The organism is Pseudacidovorax sp. RU35E, assembly GCF_900156165.1.
GTDB lineage: Bacteria > Pseudomonadota > Gammaproteobacteria > Burkholderiales > Burkholderiaceae_C > Xenophilus.
The window spans coordinates 112,860-134,201 of record NZ_FTMY01000013.1 but is presented as its reverse complement, the minus strand read 5'-3'; the positions used below and the strand labels follow the sequence as shown (position 1 = coordinate 134,201).

Here is a 21,342-nt window from a genome sequence, read left to right as displayed (position 1 = left end):
GTGAACTTCACGGGTGCTATCTTTTCCCGCATCAAGACAGAGGACCCCGCATGCTCTCCCTCACGACAACCGCTCTGCGCATTGGTTTTGCCCGCCTGGCCCTGGGCCTGGCGGCCGCTTTCGCGGGGCTGGCGCCGGCCCATGCGCAGGCACCGGCCAAGCCGCTCAAGCCCGTCACCATCGCCCTGGGCACGCAGGTGGTCAACGTCACCTATCCCTGGCTCACGCTGCCCATCGCGCTGGGCTACTGGAAGGAGGAGGGCTACGACGTCAAGGTGGTCACCGTGGGCGGCTCGCTGCAGGGCATCCAGCAGATGGTGGCCGGCGGCGTGGAGTTCGCGCAGGTCAACTCCACCGGCCTGATCCAGGCCAACACCGACAACAACGTCGCGGTGCGCGGCCTCATGGGCACCGGCGTCATCGACTGGGGCATCGGCGTCACGCAGGACGGCCCCATCAAGAGCGTGACCGACCTCAAGGGCAAGAAGATCGGCATCTTCAGCCTGGGCACCGGTGGCGTGCCCCTGCTCAAGGGCTACCTGCGCTCCAACGGCATCGACCCCGACAAGGACGTGCAGATCATCGCCACCGGCGCCGGTGCGCCCGCCCTCGAGGCGCTCAAGAGCGACCGGGTGCAGGCCCTGATGTTCTGGGGTTCGGCGCTCACCGGCTTCCAGAACGCCGGCACGCCGCTGCGGGTGCTGTACGCGCCGGCCTGGCGCGCCCTGCCCGACTTCACCTTCGCCACCATGCAAAAGACCATCGACGCCGATCCGGCGATGGTGGAAGCCATTTCGCGCGGTGCCGCCAAGGCCACGCTCTTCGCCTGGACCAACCCGGACTGCGCCCGCCGCATTCACTGGAAGAGCTTCCCCTCCACCAAGCCCACCGGCGCCGACGAGGCCACGCTCGCCAAGTGGGACCTGGCCCTGCTCAATACGCAGCTGGACACCATGAAGGCCGCCCACACCATGAACGGCGGCAAGCTGATCGGCGCCATGGACCCGGCCGCCTACGGCCGCATGCAGGACTTCATGCAGGGCGAGGGACTGATCAAGCGCACGGTGCCGGTCGAGTCGATGCTCTACCTCAAGCCCGGCTTCGTGGAGGCGATCAACCGCTTCGACCACCAGGCCGTGATCGACGCCGCCAAGGCCTGCAAGGCTGGCTGACATGACGCCTGCGCAATTCATCGCCGGCCTGCCCAAGGCCGAGCTGCACATGCACATCGAAGGCTCCATCGAGCCGGCGCTGATGCTGGCCCTGGCCCGCCGCAACGGCGTGGCCATCCGCTGGCAGACCGAGGCCGAGCTGCGAGACGCCTACCGGTTCACCCGGCTGCAGGACTTCCTGGACCTGTACTACGACGGCTGCCGCGTGCTGCTGCAGGTGGCCGACTTCCACGAGGTGACGCGCGACTACCTGCGCCGCGCCCATGCCGATGGCGTGCGGCATGCCGAGATGTTCCTGGGGCCGCAGGGCCACACCACGCGCGGCGTGCCGCTGGCGGTGGTGATGCAGGGTGTGCTCTCGGCCATGGAAGCGGCCGAGGCCGAGGACGGCATCACCAGCGGCCTGATCCTGGTCGCCCAGCGCCACCGCAGCGAAGAGGAAGCGATGGCGCTGCTGGCCGAGGCCGAGCCCTGGTATGGCCGCGTCCTGGGCTTCGGCCTGGGTGGTGCCGAGCTGGGCCATCCGCCGTCGAAGTTCGAGCGCTTCTTCGCCCGCTGCCGCGAACGGGGCTTCAAGGTGACGGCTCATGCCGGCGAGGAGGGCCCGGCCGCCTATGTGCGCGAGGCGGTCGAGCTGCTGCAGGTGGACCGGCTGGACCACGGCAATGCCTGCCTGGAGGACCCGGCGCTGGTGCAGGAGCTGGCGCGCCGCCGCATTCCGCTCACGGTGTGCCCGCTGTCCAACCTCAAGCTGCAGGTGGTGACGGACATGGCGGCGCACCCGCTCAAGAAGCTGATGGACGCCGGCCTGTGCGTCACGGTCAATTCCGACGACCCGTCCTACTTCGGCGGCTACGTCAACGACAACTACCTCGCCTGCCAGCAGGCGCTGGGCCTGACGCAGGCGGAACTGGCGCAGCTGGCCCGCCAGAGCTTCGAGGCCGCCTTCATGCCCGAGGCGCAGCGCGCCCAGGCGCTGGCCGCCATCGACGCCTGGGTGGCGCTGGCCGATGCCGACGTCGCGGCCGCTGCGGCCTCCCTTCTTCCCGAGGCCTCGGCATGAGCGCGACCCTGGCGCCCGAGGCGCCGCCGGCCTTCCGCTTCGGCGGCCTGCACAAGACCTTCCGCTCCAAGGACGGCGGCGACGTCGTCGCGCTGCACGACGTGCATTTCAGCGTGCGGCGTGGCGAGTTCGTCACCGTGGTCGGTCCCAGCGGCTGCGGCAAGAGCACGCTGCTGCGCATCCTGGCCGGCCTGGAGCGCGCCAGCCGCGGCCAGGTGGAGCTGGGTGGCCGTCCGCATGCCGGCCCCAGCCGCGACGTGGGCGTGGTGTTCCAGTCGCCGGTGCTGCTGCCCTGGCGCAACATCCTCGACAACGTGCTGGTGCCGGCCGAGATCCAGGGCCGCGACCGCGCCGCCGCGCGCGAACGGGCCCGGCACTATCTGCAGCTGGTCGGTCTGTCCGGCTTCGAGACCAAGTACCCCAGCGAGCTGTCGGGCGGCATGCAGCAGCGCGTGGGCATCGCCCGGGCGCTGGTCAACGACCCGCTGCTGCTGCTCATGGACGAGCCCTTCGGTGCGCTCGACGCCATGACGCGCGAGACCATGAACACCGAACTGCTCAAGCTGCGCGAGCGAACCGGCGCCACCATCATGCTGGTGACGCACAGCATCCCCGAGGCGGTCTTCCTGGGCGACCGGGTGATCGTCATGTCGCCGCGCCCTGGCCGCGTGACGCAGGTGGTGGAGGTGGACCTGCCCTCGCCGCGCACCCTGGACCTGATCAACACCGAGCGCTTCGGCACCTATGTGTCGGGCATCCGCGCGAACCTGCATGCCAGCGGAGGGCTGGACTGATGGCCGACACCCTGACCTCTTCCGTGCCGCCCGGCGCCGCCGGGGCCGACGCGGCCGAGGCCGCGCCTGCGCGCGCCACCGGCCTCACGCCGATGCGCCGGCGTGTGCTCATCGTCGCCGTGTTCGTGGCGGTGGTGGTCGCCTGGCAGCTGGCGGTGACGGCCCTCGACGTGTCGCACCTGATCTTCCCCGGCCCGCTGGCCGTGGTGCAGGCGCTCTACGACGGTATCGCCTCGGGCGACATCCCGACGCACCTGTGGGTCACGCTCTACGAGATCCTGGCCGGCTTCGCGGCCGGGGCGCTGGCGGGCTTCGTGCTCGGCGCGCTGATCGGCCAGAGCGCGCTGCTGGAGGCAGTGCTCTATCCCTATGTGGTGGCCTTCCAGACCGTGCCCAAGGTGGCGGTGGCGCCGCTGTTCGTGCTGTGGTTCGGTTTCGGCACAACGTCCAAGGTGATCATCACCGCCACCATCGTGTTCTTCCCGGTGCTGGCCAACACCATCGTCGGCCTGCGCTCGGCGCCGCGCGAGCAGATCGACCTGATGCGCGCCTTCACCGCCTCGGGCTGGCATGTGTTCCGCATGGTGCGGTTGCCGCATGCGCTGCCCTATGTGTTCGCGGGGCTGGACATCGGCATCGTGCTGTCGGTCATCGGCGCCATCGTGGGCGAGTTCGTCGGCGCGCAGGCGGGGCTGGGCTACCTGATCCTGCAGCGCAACTTCTCGATGGACGCGGCGGGCATGTTCGCCATCCTCATCGTGCTTTCGCTCATCGGCATCGTGCTGCATGCCGCCGTGCGCTGGATCGCGCGGCGCGTGATCTTCTGGGCCGACGCCTTCACCGATCTCTCGCGCGGCAGCTAGACAGCATCCACGCCGCGCGCTGTCCCCAAAAACCCAAGGAGCCTTCCATGACCGAATCGAACGACCACGCAGTGGTCGCGCCCCGCCGTGCCTCGGCGCAGGAAATGCCCGTCCTCGACCTGGGCGAATGGATCGCCGGCGGCCCCATCGCGCCGCTGGTCGCGCAGTTCCGCGAGGCCTGCACGCACACCGGCTTCTTCTACGTGAAGAACCACGGCGTGCCCCAGTCCGTCATCGACGCGGTGTTCGACGCCACGCGCCGCTACATGTCGCTGCCCATGGAGGAGCGGCTCAAGGACAAGATCGACGAGCGCTTCCGCCGCGGCTTCATGCCCATCGGCGTGACGCAGCATCCGGGCCACAAGCCCGACCTGAAGGAAAGCTACGAACTGGGCCTGGACCTGCCGCTCACCGATACCGACGTGCAGGCCGGGCGCCCGCTGCACGGCCCCAACCGCTGGCCGGCCGACAAGCCCTGGCTGGAAGAGGCCGCGATGGCCTACTTCAACCACACCATCGCGCTGGGCAAGCGCCTGCTGCGCGTGTTTGCCTTGGCGCTGGGCCAGCCGGAGGAGTTCTTCCTGCAATACGCCCGCAAGCCGATGGTGCAGGCGCGGCTCTTCCACTATCCGCCGCAGGAATCGCCGACGCAGCTGGAGCTGGGCGCCGCCGCACACACCGACTACGGCATGCTGACCCTGCTGGTGCAGGATCCGATCGGCGGCCTGGAGCTGCGCACCAAGGCCGGCGAATGGGTGGCCGCGCCCTATATCGAGGGCACGCTGGTGGTGAACCTGGGCGACCTGGTGAAGGTGTGGACCAACGACCGCTATGTGTCCAACCTGCACCGCGTGGCCAACCGCACCGGCCGCGAGCGCTATTCGATCCCGACCTTCTTCAACCTGGACTACGACACGCCGGTGGCCTGCCTGCCCGGCTTCGTGGAGCCGGGCGAGGCGCCGCGGCATGCGCCCATCAAGTCGGGCGAGTACCTGGTGAGCCGCTTCGCCTCGGTGCAGAAGTACAGGACGCCAGCGGAGCTGGCGGCCGAGGAAGCGGCCGGCTGAGGGCGCGGCGCCGCATGCCGGCGCCCGGCCCGGGTCAGCGGCCGGGCCGCACGGCCGCGGCGGCGGATTCGGGCTCCAGCTGCTCCAGCTCGGCCGTCAGCTCGTTGGTGAAGGTGGTCACCGGCAGCGGCAGGTTGCGGCCCCGGTGCACGCACAGCGAGAAGCGCTGCGGCTTGGCCCGCGGGTCCTTCAGCAGCACGTAGCGGCCGCGGCCGGCCAGGTGCTGCGTGTCCTGCAGCGGCGGCGTAAGAATGGACAGTGCCATGCCTTCCGCCGACACGTTGCGCAGCAGTTCGTAGGAATTGGTCTCCAGCACGAGCCTGGGCCGGATCTTGGCTTTTGCCAGCATCTCGTCGTACTGCTGCTTGGTCCACATGGTGGCGTCGGGCAGGGCCAGGCCGTGTTCGGCGCAGTCCGACAGGCGCAGCGTCTCGCGCCCGTGCAGCGGATGGTCGGCACTCACGTACACGTACAGCGGCAGCAGGCGCTGGTAGGCGATGGTCGCGTCCTGGTGGGTGACGTTGCCGAAGGTCAGGCACAGGTCCAGCCGGTCGTCCACCAGCATCTCGATCAGCTGCGGGCTGTTGTAGACCTGCACGTTGAAGGTGAAGCCCGGAAAGCGCCGCGTGAAGCGGGCCATGAAGCCGGGCATGAAGTCGCGGATCAGCGATTCCGGAATGCCGAGGTTGACGTGGCCGCGGCGCAGGCCCTGGATGGCCTCGATCTCGGAGCGCAGGCGGCGCGATTCGCTGTCGACGCTCTTGGCATAGCGCATCAGCAGCTCGCCCGCGGCCGTGAGCCTGAGCGTGGAACGGCCCCGGCTGCGCTCCAGCAAGGGCGCGCCGAGCGTCTCTTCGAGCAGGCCGATCTGGCGGCTGATGGCGGAGGGCGCGACGAAGAGGATCTCGGAGGCGGCGCGGATGGAGCCGCAGCGCACCGCCTCGACGAAGTAGCGCAGCGCGGTGGTGGAGATCATGCGTGCGCTTCGGCTGCCGGCAAGGCCGTGCGCGCGGGCGCGGCAGCCAGGCTCATTCGAAGGAGCGACGCAGGCGGATCAGGCCGCAGGCGCGGCTTCGGCGCCCGCCAGCACATGGCCGGCCTGCTGGTCGGCGTGGTAGCTGCTGCGCACCATGGCGCCCACCGCGGCATGGCTGAAGCCCATCTTGTAGGCCTCTTCCTCGAACATCTTGAAGGTGTCCGGGTGCACGTAGCGGCGCACCGGCAGGTGGCTGTTGCTGGGCGCGAGGTACTGGCCGATGGTCAGCATGTCGATGTCGTGCGCACGCATGTCGCGCATCGTCTGCAGGATCTCTTCGTCGGTCTCGCCCAGGCCGACCATGATGCCGCTCTTGGTCGGAACATTGGGGTGCAGCGCCTTGAACTTCTTGAGCAGGTTCAGGCTGAACTGGTAGTCGGAGCCCGGTCGCGCTTCCTTGTACAGGCGCGGGATGGTCTCCAGGTTGTGGTTCATCACGTCCGGCGGCGCCGCCTTGAGGATCTCCAGCGCGCGGTCGTCGCGGCCGCGGAAGTCGGGCACCAGGATCTCGATCTGCGTCGTGGGCGAGAGCTCGCGCGTCTTCTGGATGCATTCCACGAAATGGCCGCTGCCGCCGTCGCGCAGGTCGTCGCGGTCCACGCTGGTGATCACCACGTACTTCAGGCGCAGCTTGGCGATGGTGCGGGCCAGGTTGAGCGGCTCGTCCTTGTCCAGCGGGTCGGGGCGGCCGTGGCCCACGTCGCAGAAGGGGCAGCGGCGGGTGCACTTGTCGCCCATGATCATGAAGGTGGCCGTGCCCTTGCCGAAGCATTCGCCGATGTTGGGGCAGGAGGCCTCTTCGCAGACCGTGTGCAGGTTGGATTCGCGCAGGATCTGCTTGATCTCGTAGAAGCGCGTGGTCGGGCTGCCGGCCTTGACGCGGATCCACTCGGGCTTCTTGAGCACCTCTCCCGTCTGCTCGACCTTGACGGGAATGCGCGAGAGCTTGGCGGCGGCCTTCTGCTTGGCCAGCGGGTTGTAGGTGTCGGCGCTCTGGGCGTCGCGGACGACTTCGGAGGAGCTCATTGGGAGGCTTTCTGGGAGGGGCCGGGCGGTGTCAGGGCAGGAGGTAGGCCTGCAGCTTCCGGCTCAGTACCTGGGCGGCATCGTCCCAGGCCACGGGGACGCCGATTGTAGAAAGGTCGACCGTGCGCAGCCCTGCGTAGCCGCAAGGGTTGATGCGTGAATAGGGTTCCAGGTCCATGGCCACGTTCAGTGCCACGCCGTGGTAGGTGCAGTGCCGGCTGACCTTCAGGCCCAGCGCGGCGATCTTGCCCAGCCCGCGAAAGGGGTCGCCACCGGGCATGGGGCCGGCCAGCGCCGCGTGGGAGAAGGGATCGTCCAGCCGCACGTAGATGCCCGGCGCCGTGGGCACGCGATGGCCCGTCACGCCGAAGTGGGCCAGCGTGGCGATCACCGATTCCTCGATGCGGTAGACGTACTCCTTGATGAAGTAGCCGGCGCGCTTGAGGTCGATCAGCGGATAGGCCACCACCTGGCCCGGGCCGTGGTAGGTGACCTGGCCGCCGCGGTCGGTCTGGATGACGGGGATGTCGCCCGGCAGCAGGAGGTGGTCCTGCCGGCCGGCCAGGCCCTGGGTGAAGACTGGGTCGTGCTCGCACAGCCAGAGGCGGTCGGCCGTCTCGGGCGTGCGCTCGGCGGTGAAGCGCTGCATGGCAGCGAAGGTGGTGGCGTAGTCGACCCGGCCCAGCCACTCGGGTGGGGTCGGCCCGGGGCGGACGGTGTCCGCAGCCGGAGCCTCGCCGCCGGTGGCGCTCACAGCACGACCTTGACCATCGGGTGCGAGGACAGCGTGCGGTACAGCTCGTCCAGTTGCTCGCGGCTGGTGGCGGTGATGGTGATGGTCACGCCCAGGTAGTTGCCGGCGCGGCTGTCGCGCAGCTCGATGGTGCCGGCGTCGAAGTCGGGGTCGAACTGCTTGGCGATGTGCGTCACGGCGCCGACGAAGCCGTCCACCTTCGCGCCCATCACCTTGATGGGGAAGCGCGAGGGGTATTCGATCAGCGAATCCTTGCGCGGATCGGTCGAACCGGGGGTGGCGGGGGTGTCGGTCATGGCTGGGGCTCCTGCTTGGCGTCCTGGTAGGCCGCATACAAGGCTTGGTAGATGGGGCCGGGCACGCCCTTTCCAACCGGGCGGCCGTCGAGGCGGGTCACGGGCACGATCTCCTTCGTGGCCGAGGAGATCAGCAGTTCGTCGGCGGCGAAGACTTCGTCCCGGGTGATGTCGCGCAGCGCGAAGGGAATGCCGCGCGAATCGCACAGCCGTTGCAGCAGCCCGTAGCGGATGCCGCGCAGCACGCGGTGATCGGGCACCGGGCCGGCGACGGCGCCGTCCTTGATGACCCACACGTTGCTGGACGAGGCCTCGCTCAGCAGTTCGCCGCGGAACATCAGCGTCTCGGCCGCGCCGGCCTCCACGCTGATCTGTCGCGCCAGCACGGCGCCCAGCAGGCTGGTGCTCTTGATGTGGGCCTTCTGCCAGCGGAATTCCTCGGCCGTGACGCAGGCAACGCCCTCGGCCCGCGCCTTGTCGGCCACCGGCTTGAGCGGGTTGAGCATCACGAAGACCGTGGGCGTCAGCCCGGCCGGCATTGCGTGGTCGCGGATGGCGACCCCGCGGGTGATCTGGATATAGAGCGACTGGGAGGGCGACTGCTCGGAGCATTCGATCAGCCGCTCGGTGATGGCGCGCCAGCCGCCGCGGTCGTGCGGATTGGGGATGCGCAGCTCGTCGAGCGAGCGCTCCAGGCGACCCATGTGTTCATCGAAGCAGAACAGGCGACCCTCGTACACCGGCACCACCTCGTAGATGCCGTCGCCGAAGATGAAGCCGCGGTCCAGGACGCTCACCTTGGCGTCGCGCAGCGGCAAGTACTCGCCATCGAGATGGCACAGGGATTCGGGCAGGGGCGTGGCAGCAGGCATGGACCGATTATCGAAGCCGCACCACTCTGGGCTGGCCTCTACGTGTTTTTGCTACCTATAATGAGTGGCTTTGTAGATTTCCCCCACTTGACCGTTTGGACCGACGGCTGCCATTCGAATGACAACCAAGGCCCCGATCCCCACGGTCGACACCGAGCACGCGGAAGCTGACGAAGACAGCTTCACCCCGCTCACGGCCGAAGAGGCCCAGCGGCTTCGCGAGCGCCATCCCGAACTCTCCCCCTGGTGGGTGGTCGGGGCCCAGATCGCCTCGGGGCTGATCGTGGCGGCGGTGGCCTGGGGCTGGACGCAGCGGCCGGTGGCGGCGGCGTCCGCGTTCTACGGAGCCATGGCGGTCGCTGTGCCCGCTGCGCTGTTTGCCCGTGCCATGGGTCGCATGCGTGGTGGCGTGTCGCAGTCGGCGGCCATGCTGGGTTTTATGGTGTGGGAACTGATCAAGATCGCGCTGACCGTGGCTCTGCTGGCTGCGGCGCCGTGGCTGATCGAGGGAATTCACTGGCTGGCTCTGCTGGCTGGTGCGGTGGTCGCGCTCAAGATGTACTGGCTCGCGCTGGTCATGCGGCCCCGCAAATCGAACCGTATTTGACTGTTTTAGAGAAAAGACCCTGAAAGATGGCCGCCGAAGGACACGCCCCGACCGCGAGTGAGTACATCGTCCATCACCTGCAGCACTGGCAGGTGGACTGGAGCCTGAATCCCGTGGTCCAGAAGAAGATCGTGGATTTCGGTGTCATCAACCTCGACTCCGTGCTCTACGCGCTGCTCATCGGCGCGCTGGGTTGCTTCGTGATGTGGCTCGCCGCGCGCAAGGCCTCGGCCGGCGTGCCGGGACGCTTCCAGGCGGCGGTCGAGATGCTGGTCGAGATGGTCGACAACCAGGCCAAGGCCAACATCCACAACGCCAAGAGCCGTAAGTTCATCGCGCCGTTGGCGCTCACCGTGTTCGTGTGGATCTTCCTGCTGAACGCCATGGACATGCTGCCGGTCGACCTGCTGCCGGCCATCTGGTCGAAGGCCTACGCAGCCATGGGCCATGACGCGCACCATGCCTACATGCGCGTGGTGCCCACCGCCGACCTGTCCACCACGCTGGGCCTGTCGACCTCGGTGCTGCTGCTGTGCCTCATCTACAGCGTCAAGATCAAGGGCCTGGGCGGCTGGGGCCACGAGCTGATCTCTGCTCCCTTCGGTGCCCACCCGCTGCTGTGGCCCATCAACCTGCTGATGCAGATCATCGAATACCTGGCCAAGACCATCTCGCACGGCATGCGGCTGTTCGGCAACATGTACGCGGGCGAACTCGTGTTCATGCTGATCGCCCTGATGGGCGGCGCCATGGCGGCTTCGCTGTCGGGCGTGCTGCTGCCCATCGGGCACATCATTGCCGGCACCATCTGGGCGATCTTCCACATCCTGGTGATCACGCTGCAGGCCTTCATCTTCATGATGCTGACGCTCATCTATCTGGGCCAGGCGCACGAATCCCACTGAGCGGCCCCGCGGCCCTCACGCTCGCTTTCCCTCTCGTTTCGTTTTTCCCCTCTCTTGCCTTTCATCTAAGGAGTCATCATGGCAAACGTTCTCGGTCTCGTCGCTCTGGCTTGTGGTCTGATCGTCGGTCTCGGCGCTATCGGCGCGTCCATCGGCATCGCCCTCATGGGTGGCAAGTTCCTCGAGTCCTCGGCTCGTCAGCCTGAACTCATGAACGACCTGCAGACGAAGATGTTCATTCTGGCCGGCCTGATCGACGCCGCCTTCCTGATCGGCGTGGCCATCGCCCTGCTGTTCGCCTTCGCCAACCCCTTCGTCGTCGCCGGCGCCTGATCCTTTTCGTCCACACCGTCTGTAGAAAGGTGTTGTCGTGAGCATCAACGCAACCCTGTTCGTTCAGGCCGTCGTCTTTTTGCTGCTCGTGCTGTTCACGATGAAGTTCGTGTGGCCGCCGATCGCAAAGGCGCTGGATGAACGGGCTCAAAAGATCGCTGCGGGCCTGGCGGCCGCCGAGAAGGCCAAGGCCGAACTCGCATCTGCCAACCAACGCGTCGAGCAGGAGCTGCAGGCTTCGCGCACCGAGACCAGCAATCGCCTGGCCGATGCCGAGCGCCGCGCCCAGCAGATCATCGAAGAGGCCAAGGCCCGCGCCACCGAGGAGGCCAACAAGATCGTGGCCGCCGCGCGCGACGAGGCCGAGCAGCAGTCCGTGCGTGCCCGTGAAGTCCTGCGCGAGCAGGTCGCCACGCTGGCCGTCAAGGGTGCCGAGCAGATCCTGCGCAAGGAAGTCGATGCCAACGTGCATGCCGACCTGCTCAATCGCCTGAAGACCGAGCTGTAAGGACGAATCGATGGCCGAACTCGCCACCATTGCCCGTCCTTACGCCGAAGCGCTGTACAAGGCGTCTGCCGGCAACGCGCAGGCCACGGCCGAATGGCTGGAGCCGCTGGCCCAGGTGGCCGGCAGCGCGCCGCTGCAGCAATTCGCAGCCAGCCCCAAGGTGTCCTCGCAGCAGGTGTTCGACCTGATCGCCGGGATGGTGCCGGGCGGCCTGCCGCAGCAGGGCCAGAACTTCCTGCGCGCCGTGATCGACAACGGCCGTCTGGCCGCTCTGCCGGAAGTGGCGACGCAGTTCCGCGCTCTGCAGAACGCCGCCAGCGGCGCTGCCGATGCCGTGCTCTTCAGCGCCTTCCCGATCGAAGGCACGGCTCTGGGCGAAGTCCAGGCCGCACTGGAGCGCCGCTTCGGCCGCAAGCTGACCACCCGCGTGGAGCTGGACCCGTCGCTCATCGGCGGCATCCGCGCCGTGGTCGGCGACGAAGTGCTCGACACCTCGGTCAAGGCCCGTCTCGAACAAATGAAGGCGGCGCTCACCGCCTGACCCGGCTGGTGGCGCGCGTCCTTACACCCGATTGAAAGAAGGAAAGAGTCATGCAACTCAATCCCGCAGAGATTTCCGAACTGATCAAGAGCCGCATCGAAGGGCTGGGCGTCAGCGCCGACATCCGTAACGAAGGCTCCGTGGTCTCGGTGACCGACGGCATCGTGCGCGTGCACGGCCTGTCCGACGCGATGCAGGGCGAAATGCTGGAGTTTCCGCCCACGCCCGGTGGCCAGCCCACCTACGGCCTGGCGCTGAACCTCGAGCGCGACTCCGTCGGCGCCGTGATCCTGGGCGAGTACGAGCACATCTCCGAAGGCGACACCGTCAAGTGCACGGGGCGCATCCTGGAAGTGCCCGTCGGCCCCGAGCTGATCGGCCGCGTGGTCAACGCCCTGGGCCAGCCGATCGACGGCAAGGGTCCCATCAACGCCAAGCTGACCGACGTGATCGAGAAGGTCGCGCCCGGCGTGATCGCCCGTCAGTCCGTGGACCAGCCGATGCAGACCGGCCTGAAGTCCATCGACGCGATGGTGCCCGTCGGCCGTGGCCAGCGCGAGCTGATCATCGGCGACCGCCAGACCGGCAAGACCGCCGTGGCCATCGACGCGATCATCAACCAGAAGGGTCAGAACATGACCTGCGTCTACGTTGCGATCGGCCAGAAGGCTTCGTCGATCAAGAACGTGGTGCGCGCGCTGGAGCAGGCCGGTGCGATGGAGTACACCATCGTCGTCGCCGCCTCGTCGTCGGAATCGGCAGCCATGCAGTACGTGTCGGCCTACTCGGGCTGCACGATGGGCGAGTACTTCCGCGACCGCGGCCAGGACGCCCTGATCGTCTATGACGACCTGTCCAAGCAGGCCGTGGCCTATCGCCAAGTGTCGCTGCTGCTGCGCCGCCCGCCGGGCCGCGAAGCCTACCCCGGCGACGTGTTCTACCTGCACAGCCGTCTGCTCGAGCGCGCCGCTCGCGTGAGCGCCGACTACGTCGAAGCCTTCACCAAGGGTGAAGTCAAGGGCAAGACCGGCTCGCTGACCGCACTGCCGATCATCGAGACGCAGGCCGGCGACGTGTCCGCCTTCGTGCCCACCAACGTGATCTCGATCACCGACGGCCAGATCTTCCTGGAAACCAACCTGTTCAACGCCGGTATCCGTCCCGCCATCAACGCGGGTATCTCGGTGTCGCGCGTGGGTTCGGCTGCCCAGACCAAGGTCATCAAGGGCCTGTCCGGCGGTATCCGTACCGACCTGGCGCAGTACCGCGAACTGGCCGCCTTTGCGCAGTTCGCCTCGGACCTGGATGCTTCGACCAAGAAGCAGCTGGACCGCGGTGCCCGCGTGACCGAACTGCTCAAGCAGGCCCAGTACAGCCCGCTGCCCGTCTCGTTGATGGCCGCGTCGCTGTTCGCCGCCAACAAGGGCTTCATGGACGACATCGAGGTCAAGAAGGTTCTGCCCTTCGAGCACGGCCTGCACCAGTTCCTGAAGACCAGCCACGCTGCCCTGATCGACAAGATCGAGCAGACCCGGGCCCTGGACAAGGACGCTGAAGCCGAACTGACGGCCGCGATCACCTCGTTCAAGAAGTCCTTCGCCTGATCCGAGAGGCATAGAGCGCTATGGCAGCCGGCAAGGAAATCCGCGGCAAGATCAAATCGGTGGAGAACACCAAGAAGATCACCAAGGCCATGGAAATGGTGGCCGCGTCCAAGATGCGCAAGGCGCAGGAACGGATGCGCTCCGCGCGTCCGTACAGCGAAAAGATCCGCGCCATTGCGTCCAACCTCAGCCAGGCCAATCCGGAGTACACCCACGCCTTCATGAAGACCAACGACGCCAAGGTCGCTGGCATGATCGTGGTGACGACGGACAAGGGCCTGTGCGGCGGCATGAACACCAACGTGCTTCGTGCCGTCACCAGCAAGCTGCGCGAGCTGCAGTCGGCCGGCGTGTCCACCGAGGCGGTGGCCATCGGCAACAAGGGCCTGGGCTTCCTGACGCGCGTCGGCGCCAAGGTGGTCTCGCAGGCCGTGCAGCTGGGCGACACGCCCCACCTCGAGAAGCTGATCGGCCCCGTCAAGGTGCTGCTGGACGCTTACGCCGAAGGCCGCCTGTCCGCCGTGTACCTGAGCTACACCAAGTTCGTGAACACGATGCGCCAGGAGTCGGTGGTCGAGCAGCTGCTGCCGCTGAAGGCCGAGAGCCTCAAGGGCGGCGACGGCAGCGCACCGCAGCATGCCTGGGACTACATCTACGAGCCCGACGCGCAGACCGTCATCGACGACCTGCTGGTGCGCTACGTGGAGTCGCTGGTCTACCAGGCCGTGGCCGAGAACATGGCCTCCGAGCAGTCGGCGCGCATGGTGGCCATGAAGGCCGCCACGGACAACGCGGGCAACCTGATCAACGAGCTGAAGCTGGTCTACAACAAGACCCGCCAAGCCGGCATCACCAAGGAACTGTCGGAAATCGTGTCCGGTGCGGCCGCGGCCACCGGCAACTGATTCCGCCCGATCCGGCATTCAGCAGATTCAAGACAAATTACTGGAGCACAACATGGCTCAGGCTCAAGGAACAATCGTTCAATGTATCGGCGCCGTGGTCGACGTGGAGTTTCCCCGTGACCAGATGCCCAAGGTGTACGACGCCCTCAAGTTCGAAGGCGGCGGACTGACCCTGGAAGTGCAGCAGCAACTGGGTGACGGCGTGGTGCGCACCATCGCGCTGGGCAGCTCCGACGGCCTGCGCCGCGGCATCACCGTGGTCAACACCGGCGCGCCCATCACGGTGCCCGTCGGCAAGGCCACGCTCGGCCGCATCATGGACGTGCTGGGCAACCCCATCGACGAGCGCGGCCCGGTCTCGCAGGAGCTGACGGCCTCGATCCACCGCAAGGCCCCGGCCTACGACGAACTGTCGCCCTCCACCGAACTGCTCGAAACGGGCATCAAGGTGATCGACTTGGTCTGCCCGTTCGCCAAGGGCGGCAAGGTGGGCCTGTTCGGCGGCGCCGGCGTGGGCAAGACCGTGAACATGATGGAGCTCATCAACAACATCGCCAAGGCCCACAGCGGTCTGTCGGTGTTCGCTGGTGTGGGCGAGCGTACCCGCGAGGGCAACGACTTCTATCACGAGATGTCCGACTCCAAGGTCGTGGTTCAGGAGAACCTGTCCGAGTCGAAGGTGGCCATGGTCTACGGCCAGATGAACGAGCCCCCGGGCAACCGTCTGCGCGTGGCCCTGACCGGCCTGACCATCGCCGAGTCCTTCCGCGACGAAGGCCGCGACGTGCTGTTCTTCGTGGACAACATCTACCGCTACACCTTGGCCGGCACCGAAGTGTCCGCACTGCTGGGCCGCATGCCTTCCGCCGTGGGCTACCAGCCGACGCTGGCCGAGGAAATGGGCCGCCTGCAGGAGCGCATCACGTCGACCAAGGTCGGCTCGATCACCTCCATCCAGGCCGTGTACGTGCCGGCCGATGACTTGACCGACCCGTCGCCCGCCACCACCTTCGCCCACTTGGACTCCACCGTGGTGCTGTCGCGTGACATCGCCTCGCTCGGCATCTACCCCGCCGTGGACCCGCTGGACTCGACCTCGCGCCAGCTGGACCCGAACGTGGTCGGCGAAGAGCACTACGGTGTGGCCCGCGCCGTGCAGGGCACGCTGCAGCGCTACAAGGAACTGCGCGACATCATCGCCATCCTGGGCATGGACGAGCTGGCCCCCGAGGACAAGCTGGCCGTGGCCCGCGCCCGGAAGATCCAGCGTTTCCTGTCGCAGCCCTTCCACGTGGCCGAAGTGTTCACCGGCGCGCCCGGCAAGTACGTGCCGCTGTCGGAAACCATCCGTGGCTTCAAGATGATCGCCAACGGCGAGTGCGACCACCTGCCCGAGCAGGCCTTCTACATGGTCGGCACCATCGACGAGGCCTTCGAGAAGGCCAAGAAGCTCGGCTGATCGGCGCACCATCCATGGCAAACACCATTCGTGTCGACGTCGTCAGCGCCGAGGAGTCCATCTTCTCGGGCGAGGCGAAGTTCGTCGCGCTGCCCGGCGAAGCCGGTGAGCTCGGCATCTTCCCGCGCCACACGCCGCTGATCACGCGTATCCGTCCCGGTGCCGTGCGCATCGAGACGGCCGACGGTGGCGAGGAGTTCGTGTTCGTGGCCGGTGGCATCCTCGAAGTGCAGCCCGACTGCGTGACCGTTCTCTCCGACACCGCCATCCGCGGCAAGGACCTGGACGACGAGAAAGCCGCCGCCGCCAAGAGCGCCGCCGAGGAAGCCCTCAAGAACGCCAAGAGCGAGATCGACATCGCCATGGCCCAGTCGGAGCTGGCCGTGATGGCCGCCCAGCTGGCCGCGCTGCGCAAGTACCGCCAGAAGAAGTGAGGCCGCGCGGCGCCATGCCGCGACCTAGCCCTCACAGAGAAGCCAGTCGGTTCGCCGACTGGCTTTTTTCTTTGGCGCTGCCGGGAAGGTGTGAACGAATCTGCCATGACCGCTCGTTCTGCCAAAACACGCCGCGAGCCAACTTTCGCCTGAATCGGGCCGAAGTTCGGTCTTGTCTGTGCAAAGTCGGCCACCTAGCATCCGTCCCACTTTGCCATCCATTCAAGGGTGGCCACAAAGAACACGGAGACGACGCCGCATGGCGCCCTGGAACGGCCTTTCTGCTGCTGAGCTGGATCTGCTGTCGACCCTCTTCTGGTCGGCCGGCGGCTCGCGTCACGGCATGGCCGATCGCCTGGGCTTCTCCCGCAGCCGGGCCAATGCACTGATCGCCGGCCTGATCGAGCAGGGGCTGCTCGCCGAGGCCGGCCCGCGCGCCTCCACCGGCGGGCGCCGGCCCGAGCAACTGCAGTTGCACGCCGAGCTGGGCGTGCTGCTGGCCGTGGACATCGGCGCCACCAGCCTGGATGTCGCCGTGATGCAGCCCGACCTCACGGTGCTCGCGCGGCATGCCGAGACCATTGACGTGCGCGAGGGCCCGGGCGTGGTGCTGGCCCGGGTGCGCCAGCGGCTGCGCGAGCTGCTGCAGGCCCAGGGCATTCCCGCGCGGCGCGTGCTGGGCATCGGCATGGGCGTGCCGGGGCCGGTCAACTTCGAAGCCGGCCAGCTCGTCAATCCGCCGCTGATGCCGGGCTGGGACAGCTTCTCCATCCGCGACTACCTGCGCGAGGACTATGCGGCGCCCGTCTTCGTCGACAACGACGTCAACCTGATGGCGCTGGGCGAGCTGTGGCGGCTGCAGCGCGGGCTGTCCAACTTCCTGGTGATCAAGGTGGGCACCGGCATCGGCTGCGGCATCGTGTGCCATGGCGAGGTCTACCGCGGCGCGGCCGGCTCGGCCGGCGACGTGGGCCATATCTGCGTGGACCAGCAAGGACCGCGCTGCCACTGCGGCAACGTCGGCTGCGTCGAGGCCATGGCCGCCGGCCCGGCCATCGTGCGCATGGCGCAGGCGGCGGCGGAGCGCGGCGAATCACCGGCGCTCGCAGCGGTGCTGCGCACCCAGGGCCGCATCGAAGCCATCGACGTGGGCCACGCCAGCCGCGCGGGCGACGTGGCCGCCAACGCCATCATCCAGCGCGCCGGCAGCCTGATCGGGCAGATGCTGGCCTCGGTGGTGAACTTCTTCAATCCTTCGCATGTGTTCATCGGCGGCGGCATCACGCAGATCGGGCCGCTGTTCCTGGCGGCCGTGCGGCAGAGCGTCTATCAGCGCTCGCTGGCGCTGTCGACGCGGCACCTGGAGATCCAGTACACGCCGCTGGGCACCGACGCCGGGGTGACCGGTGCCGGCGTGCTGGCCATGCACGAGACGCTGCGCGCCCGTGGCGTGGCACCGTGAACAGGAGCCCGCCATGCCGACCATGACCACCGCCCCCGCCACGACCGGCGTCGCCGTCGACTTCGACGCCATCACCAAGGCCTTCGGCCCGGTGCAGGTGCTGCATGGCGTGAGCTTTTCGCTGCCGCCGGGCAAGGTGGTCGGCCTGCTGGGCGAGAACGGCGCCGGCAAGTCCACGCTGATGAAGATCCTGGCCGGCTACGAGCGTCCCAGCGGCGGCGTGCTGCGCATCAACGGCCAGCCACAGGACTTGCGCAGCTCGCGCGATGCCGAGGCGCTGGGCATCGTGCTGATCCACCAGGAATTCAACCTGGCCGAAGACCTCAGCGTGGCCGACAACATCTTCCTGGGGCACGAGAAGAAGAAGGGCCTGTTCCTGGACGAGCGCGCCATACAGGCCGAGGCCGCCGCCGCGCTGGCCCAGGTGGGCCTGCCGATCGACCCGGCCACCAAGGTGCGGCGCCTCATCGTGGCCGAGAAGCAGCTGGTCGAGATCGCCAAGGCCATCGCGCGGCGCGCCCGGCTGCTGATCATGGACGAGCCCACGGCCACGCTCACGCCGGGCGAGACGGAGCGCCTGTTCCGTCTCATCGCGCAGTTGCGGGCCGACGGCGTGACCATCGTCTACATCTCGCACAAGCTCGATGAGGTGGCACGCGTGACCGACGAGGTGGTCGTGATGCGCGACGGCCGCTTCGTCACCCGCGCGGCCACGGCCGAGGTCACGCGGCACCAGATGGCCAACCTGATGGTCGGCCGCGAGCTCGCCGACCTCTATCCGCCGCGCGAGCCGGTGCCGGCCGGCCGCGCACCCGCGCTGCGCGTGCAGGGCTTCGACGTGCCCGGCTGGGCGCAGCAGGCCAGCTTCGAGGTGCGGCCAGGCGAGATCCTCGGCTTCGCCGGCCTGGTCGGGGCGGGCCGCACCGAGCTCTTCGAAGGCCTGCTGGGCCTGCGCCCCAGGCGTGGCCAGGTCGAGCTGGCGGGCCACGCGGTGCAGCTGCGCTCGCCGCGCGATGCCGCCCGCCACGGCCTCACCTACCTCAGCGAAGACCGCAAGGGCAAGGGCCTGCACGTGGCCTTCGGGCTGCGGCAGAACCTCACGCTGATGGCACTGGACCAATACGCCCGGCCCTGGCTGCGGCCCGAGGCCGAGCGCGCCGCGCTCGACACGGCCGTCAAGGACTACGGCATCCGCACCGGTTCGCTGGATGTGCGCGCCTCGTCGCTCTCCGGCGGCAACCAGCAGAAGCTGGCGCTGGCCAAGGTGCTGCAGCCGCATCCGAAGGTGGTGGTGCTCGACGAGCCCACGCGGGGCGTGGACGTGGGCGCCAAGCGCGACATCTACTTCCTCGTGCAGCGCCTGGCGCGCGAGGGTCTGGCCGTCATCGTCATCTCGTCGGAGCTGATGGAACTCATCGGCCTCGCGCACCGCGTGGCCGTCATGCGCGCGGGCCGCATCGTCGCCACGCTGCCGGCCGACGGCCTCACCGAAGAACAGCTCATCGCCCATGCCACGGGAACAGCCCATGCCGACGCCTGACACCTCTTCCTCCACCGCCGCGGCCGAAGGCGCACAGCATCGCGCCGCCGCCAGGCTGGGCTGGGCCGAGCGCCTGCATGGCCTGGGCCCCGTCATCGGCCTGGTGCTGCTGTGCATCGCCGGTGCCGCGCTCAACAGCGACTTCGCCACCGTGGACAACGCCATGAACGTGCTCACGCGCACGGCCTTCATCGGCATCATCGCGGTGGGCATGTGCTTCGTGATCATCTCGGGCGGCATCGACCTGTCGGTGGGCTCGATGGCGGCGCTGATCGCGGGCAGCGTGATCATGTTCATCAACTGGGCCGGGCCGGCCACCGGCTCGCCGTTGATGGCCGTGGTGCTCGGGGCCGCGCTGGCGGTGGTGCTGGGCGCGATGTTCGGCCTGGCGCACGGGCTGCTCATCACCAAGGGCCGCATCGAGCCCTTCATCGTCACGCTCGGCACGCTGGGCATCTTCCGCGCCTACCTCACCTACTTCGCCGACGGCGGGGCGCTCACGCTCGACAACGAGCTGTCGGACCTGTACGCGCCGGTCTACTACGCCAGCCTGCTGGGCATTCCGGTGCCGGTGTGGGTGTTCGTGGCGGTGGCGGCGGTGGGCGGCGTGATCCTCAACCGCACGGCCTACGGCCGCTATGTGCAGGCCATCGGCTCCAACGAGCAGGTGGCGCGCTATGCGGCGGTGGACGTGGACCGCGTGAAGATCCTCACCTACATGCTGCTGGGCGTGTGCGTGGGCATCGCCACGCTGCTGTACGTGCCCCGGCTGGGCTCGGCCTCGCCGACCACCGGCCTGCTGTGGGAGCTGGAGGCCATCGCGGCCGTGATCGTCGGCGGCACCGCGCTCAAGGGCGGCGCGGGCAGCATCGCCGGCACGGTGGTAGGCGCCATCCTGCTCTCGGTCATCAGCAACATCCTCAACCTCACCAGCATCATCAGCGTGTACCTCAACGCGGCGGTGCAGGGCTTCGTGATCATCGTGGTGGCCTTCCTGCAAAGGGGCCGGCGATGAGTGACCCAAAACCGTTCGGGCTGAGCCTGTCGAAGCCCTGCGCAAGCACTTCGACAAGCGCAGTGCGAACGGGCGTTTCGTGCCAGTGACCTTCCATCCAACCCAGGAGACAACCCCATGACCTTCGTCACCCGCCGCCTCGCGCTCACCGCCGTGGCCGCTGCCGCCTTCGCCAGCGTGCCCGCGCTGGCCGCCGAGAAAGTGAACCTCGGCGTGTCCATCCCGGCCGCCACCCACAGTTTCATGGGCGGCATCAACTACTGGGCCAACCAGGCCAAGAAGGACCTGGAGAAGCAGTACAAGGACCTGAAGATCACCATCAAGACGGCTGCCAACGCGCCCGAGCAGGCCAACCAGCTGCAGGACTTGTCCACCGTCACCAAGATCAACGCGCTGGTCGTCTTCCCCTTCGAATCGGCCGCGCTGACCAAGCCGGTGGCCCAGGTCAAGGCCAAGGGCGCCTACGTCACGGTGGTGGATCGTGGCCTGACGGACACCAGTGCGCAGGACGCCTACGTCGCCGGCGACAACACCGCCTTCGGCAAGATCCCTGCCGAGTACATCGCCAAGAAGCTGAACGGCAAGGGCAACGTGGTGGCGCTGCGCGGCATCGCGACCACGCTGGACAACGAGCGCATGGACGCCTTCAGCGCCGTGCTCAAGAACTACCCGGACATCAAGCTGCTGGACGCCAAGTACGCCAACTGGAACCGCGACGACGCCTTCAAGGTGACGCAGGACTACCTGACGCGCTTCAAGGAGATCGACGCCATCTGGGCCGCCGACGACGACATGGCCGTGGGCGTGCTCAAGGCCATCGAGCAGGCCAAGCGCACCGACATCAAGATCGTCTTCGGGGGCGCCGGGGCCAAGGGCATGGTCAAGACCATCCTCGACAACAAGGACCCGCGCATCCAGGCCGACGTGAGCTATTCGCCCAAGTTCATCTACGACGCGATCAAGCTCACGGCCGAGGCGCGCCTGAAGGGCGAGAAGCTGCCGGCGACCACGATCATTCCGTCGGTGCTGATCACCAAGGACAACGCCAAGGACTTCTACCACCCCGACTCCCCGTTCTGAGGAAGG

The 21,342-nt window shown here is 67.8% G+C and carries 23 protein-coding genes; 18 read left to right on the top strand and 5 right to left on the bottom strand.

All coding sequences use genetic code 11. The features are described 5' to 3' along the window. Positions 1–50 precede the first annotated feature (50 nt). From BXA03_RS21430 to BXA03_RS21410, 5 genes are read left to right on the top strand one after another with little or no spacing between them, the layout of a single operon-like run. The gene (locus BXA03_RS21430) at positions 51–1,172 is read left to right on the top strand and encodes an ABC transporter substrate-binding protein (RefSeq protein ID WP_083716232.1); all 1,122 of its coding nucleotides are present in this window, start codon (positions 51–53) and stop codon (positions 1,170–1,172) included. A 1-nt stretch (position 1,173) separates the two neighbouring features. After that, a complete protein-coding gene (locus tag BXA03_RS21425; protein ID WP_076511209.1) occupies positions 1,174–2,235 on the top strand; it encodes an adenosine deaminase in 1,062 nt (353 codons plus the stop codon). Beyond that, on the top strand, positions 2,232–3,029 hold the full coding sequence (locus BXA03_RS21420; RefSeq protein WP_017757473.1) for an ABC transporter ATP-binding protein: 798 nt from the start codon (positions 2,232–2,234) through the stop codon (positions 3,027–3,029). Before BXA03_RS21425 ends, BXA03_RS21420 begins: the two co-directional genes overlap by 4 nt. Then, a complete protein-coding gene (locus tag BXA03_RS21415) occupies positions 3,029–3,892 on the top strand; it encodes an ABC transporter permease (RefSeq protein ID WP_234983788.1) in 864 nt (287 codons plus the stop codon). The genes BXA03_RS21420 and BXA03_RS21415 overlap by 1 nt, the downstream gene beginning before the upstream one ends. A 47-nt stretch (positions 3,893–3,939) precedes the next feature. Next, positions 3,940–4,959 carry an isopenicillin N synthase family dioxygenase gene (locus BXA03_RS21410; RefSeq protein WP_083716231.1) on the top strand — a complete coding sequence of 340 codons (1,020 nt, stop codon included), beginning with the start codon at positions 3,940–3,942 and terminating at the stop codon, positions 4,957–4,959. Positions 4,960–4,993: 34 nt separating this feature from the next. Here the strand turns inward: BXA03_RS21410 and BXA03_RS21405 are convergent, their stop codons facing one another. The 5 genes from BXA03_RS21405 to BXA03_RS21385 form a co-directional block, all read right to left on the bottom strand. After that, positions 4,994–5,935: a LysR family transcriptional regulator gene (locus BXA03_RS21405; RefSeq protein WP_076511208.1), complete on the bottom strand. Its 942-nt coding sequence runs from the start codon at positions 5,933–5,935 to the stop codon at positions 4,994–4,996. 78 nt (positions 5,936–6,013) lie between these two features. Then, positions 6,014–7,021, bottom strand: a complete 1,008-nt coding sequence (gene lipA / locus BXA03_RS21400; RefSeq protein WP_076511207.1) for a lipoyl synthase — start codon at positions 7,019–7,021, stop codon at positions 6,014–6,016. Positions 7,022–7,052: 31 nt separating this feature from the next. Beyond that, a complete protein-coding gene (gene lipB, locus BXA03_RS21395; protein WP_076511259.1) occupies positions 7,053–7,706 on the bottom strand; it encodes a lipoyl(octanoyl) transferase LipB in 654 nt (217 codons plus the stop codon). Between the two features lie 65 nt (positions 7,707–7,771). Further along, complete coding sequence (locus BXA03_RS21390; RefSeq protein WP_017762123.1) at positions 7,772–8,071, bottom strand: YbeD family protein; 300 nt, start codon at positions 8,069–8,071, stop codon at positions 7,772–7,774. Then, the gene (locus BXA03_RS21385; RefSeq protein ID WP_076511206.1) at positions 8,068–8,943 is read right to left on the bottom strand and encodes a D-amino acid aminotransferase; all 876 of its coding nucleotides are present in this window, start codon (positions 8,941–8,943) and stop codon (positions 8,068–8,070) included. Before BXA03_RS21385 ends, BXA03_RS21390 begins: the two co-directional genes overlap by 4 nt. A 118-nt stretch (positions 8,944–9,061) precedes the next feature. Here BXA03_RS21385 and BXA03_RS21380 point away from each other — a divergent pair, with 118 nt between their 5' ends. The 13 genes from BXA03_RS21380 to BXA03_RS21320 all read left to right on the top strand — a co-directional run bounded on the left by BXA03_RS21380 (position 9,062) and on the right by BXA03_RS21320 (position 21,336). Further along, on the top strand, positions 9,062–9,550 hold the full coding sequence (locus BXA03_RS21380) for an ATP synthase subunit I (RefSeq protein ID WP_076511205.1): 489 nt from the start codon (positions 9,062–9,064) through the stop codon (positions 9,548–9,550). A 26-nt stretch (positions 9,551–9,576) separates the two neighbouring features. Next, positions 9,577–10,455: a F0F1 ATP synthase subunit A gene (gene atpB, locus BXA03_RS21375; protein ID WP_076511204.1), complete on the top strand. Its 879-nt coding sequence runs from the start codon at positions 9,577–9,579 to the stop codon at positions 10,453–10,455. Positions 10,456–10,533: 78 nt separating this feature from the next. Next, positions 10,534–10,788, top strand: a complete 255-nt coding sequence (gene atpE / locus BXA03_RS21370; RefSeq protein ID WP_038200332.1) for a F0F1 ATP synthase subunit C — start codon at positions 10,534–10,536, stop codon at positions 10,786–10,788. Positions 10,789–10,825: 37 nt separating this feature from the next. Next, entirely contained in the window at positions 10,826–11,296 is a 471-nt protein-coding gene (locus BXA03_RS21365; protein WP_017762128.1) for a F0F1 ATP synthase subunit B, read from the top strand. Positions 11,297–11,306: 10 nt separating this feature from the next. After that, on the top strand, positions 11,307–11,837 hold the full coding sequence (locus BXA03_RS21360) for a F0F1 ATP synthase subunit delta (RefSeq protein WP_076511203.1): 531 nt from the start codon (positions 11,307–11,309) through the stop codon (positions 11,835–11,837). 50 nt (positions 11,838–11,887) lie between these two features. Further along, entirely contained in the window at positions 11,888–13,441 is a 1,554-nt protein-coding gene (gene atpA / locus BXA03_RS21355; RefSeq protein ID WP_017762130.1) for a F0F1 ATP synthase subunit alpha, read from the top strand. Between the two features lie 20 nt (positions 13,442–13,461). Beyond that, positions 13,462–14,346, top strand: coding sequence for a F0F1 ATP synthase subunit gamma (gene atpG, locus BXA03_RS21350; RefSeq protein WP_076511202.1), 885 nt, complete (start codon positions 13,462–13,464; stop codon positions 14,344–14,346). A gap of 52 nt (positions 14,347–14,398) precedes the next feature. Next, entirely contained in the window at positions 14,399–15,805 is a 1,407-nt protein-coding gene (gene atpD, locus BXA03_RS21345; RefSeq protein WP_043117619.1) for a F0F1 ATP synthase subunit beta, read from the top strand. Between the two features lie 14 nt (positions 15,806–15,819). Beyond that, positions 15,820–16,239 (top strand): F0F1 ATP synthase subunit epsilon, encoded by a 420-nt coding sequence (locus BXA03_RS21340; RefSeq protein ID WP_076511201.1) that lies wholly within the window; start codon positions 15,820–15,822, stop codon positions 16,237–16,239. A 292-nt stretch (positions 16,240–16,531) separates the two neighbouring features. Then, on the top strand, positions 16,532–17,701 hold the full coding sequence (locus tag BXA03_RS21335) for an ROK family protein (protein WP_076511258.1): 1,170 nt from the start codon (positions 16,532–16,534) through the stop codon (positions 17,699–17,701). A gap of 22 nt (positions 17,702–17,723) precedes the next feature. Then, entirely contained in the window at positions 17,724–19,241 is a 1,518-nt protein-coding gene (locus tag BXA03_RS21330) for a sugar ABC transporter ATP-binding protein (protein WP_076511257.1), read from the top strand. Then, a complete protein-coding gene (locus BXA03_RS21325; protein ID WP_076511200.1) occupies positions 19,228–20,256 on the top strand; it encodes an ABC transporter permease in 1,029 nt (342 codons plus the stop codon). Before BXA03_RS21330 ends, BXA03_RS21325 begins: the two co-directional genes overlap by 14 nt. A 117-nt stretch (positions 20,257–20,373) precedes the next feature. Then, on the top strand, positions 20,374–21,336 hold the full coding sequence (locus tag BXA03_RS21320; RefSeq protein ID WP_076511199.1) for a substrate-binding domain-containing protein: 963 nt from the start codon (positions 20,374–20,376) through the stop codon (positions 21,334–21,336). Positions 21,337–21,342: the final 6 nt, after the last annotated feature.

Excerpts from the sequence above, each read along its gene's own strand:
- BXA03_RS21430 (WP_083716232.1), top strand. The coding sequence starts at position 51 with ATGCTCTCCCTCACGACAACCGCTCTGCGCATTGGTTTTGCCCGCCTG.
- BXA03_RS21425 (WP_076511209.1), top strand. The coding sequence starts at position 1,174 with ATGACGCCTGCGCAATTCATCGCCGGCCTGCCCAAGGCCGAGCTGCAC.
- BXA03_RS21420 (WP_017757473.1), top strand. The coding sequence starts at position 2,232 with ATGAGCGCGACCCTGGCGCCCGAGGCGCCGCCGGCCTTCCGCTTCGGC.
- BXA03_RS21415 (WP_234983788.1), top strand. The coding sequence starts at position 3,029 with ATGGCCGACACCCTGACCTCTTCCGTGCCGCCCGGCGCCGCCGGGGCC.
- BXA03_RS21410 (WP_083716231.1), top strand. The coding sequence starts at position 3,940 with ATGACCGAATCGAACGACCACGCAGTGGTCGCGCCCCGCCGTGCCTCG.
- BXA03_RS21405 (WP_076511208.1), bottom strand. The coding sequence starts at position 5,935 with ATGATCTCCACCACCGCGCTGCGCTACTTCGTCGAGGCGGTGCGCTGC.
- lipA (WP_076511207.1), bottom strand. The coding sequence starts at position 7,021 with ATGAGCTCCTCCGAAGTCGTCCGCGACGCCCAGAGCGCCGACACCTAC.
- BXA03_RS21390 (WP_017762123.1), bottom strand. The coding sequence starts at position 8,071 with ATGACCGACACCCCCGCCACCCCCGGTTCGACCGATCCGCGCAAGGAT.
- BXA03_RS21385 (WP_076511206.1), bottom strand. The coding sequence starts at position 8,943 with ATGCCTGCTGCCACGCCCCTGCCCGAATCCCTGTGCCATCTCGATGGC.
- BXA03_RS21380 (WP_076511205.1), top strand. The coding sequence starts at position 9,062 with ATGACAACCAAGGCCCCGATCCCCACGGTCGACACCGAGCACGCGGAA.
- atpB (WP_076511204.1), top strand. The coding sequence starts at position 9,577 with ATGGCCGCCGAAGGACACGCCCCGACCGCGAGTGAGTACATCGTCCAT.
- atpE (WP_038200332.1), top strand. The coding sequence starts at position 10,534 with ATGGCAAACGTTCTCGGTCTCGTCGCTCTGGCTTGTGGTCTGATCGTC.
- BXA03_RS21360 (WP_076511203.1), top strand. The coding sequence starts at position 11,307 with ATGGCCGAACTCGCCACCATTGCCCGTCCTTACGCCGAAGCGCTGTAC.
- atpA (WP_017762130.1), top strand. The coding sequence starts at position 11,888 with ATGCAACTCAATCCCGCAGAGATTTCCGAACTGATCAAGAGCCGCATC.
- atpG (WP_076511202.1), top strand. The coding sequence starts at position 13,462 with ATGGCAGCCGGCAAGGAAATCCGCGGCAAGATCAAATCGGTGGAGAAC.
- atpD (WP_043117619.1), top strand. The coding sequence starts at position 14,399 with ATGGCTCAGGCTCAAGGAACAATCGTTCAATGTATCGGCGCCGTGGTC.
- BXA03_RS21340 (WP_076511201.1), top strand. The coding sequence starts at position 15,820 with ATGGCAAACACCATTCGTGTCGACGTCGTCAGCGCCGAGGAGTCCATC.
- BXA03_RS21330 (WP_076511257.1), top strand. The coding sequence starts at position 17,724 with ATGACCACCGCCCCCGCCACGACCGGCGTCGCCGTCGACTTCGACGCC.
- BXA03_RS21325 (WP_076511200.1), top strand. The coding sequence starts at position 19,228 with ATGCCGACGCCTGACACCTCTTCCTCCACCGCCGCGGCCGAAGGCGCA.
- BXA03_RS21320 (WP_076511199.1), top strand. The coding sequence starts at position 20,374 with ATGACCTTCGTCACCCGCCGCCTCGCGCTCACCGCCGTGGCCGCTGCC.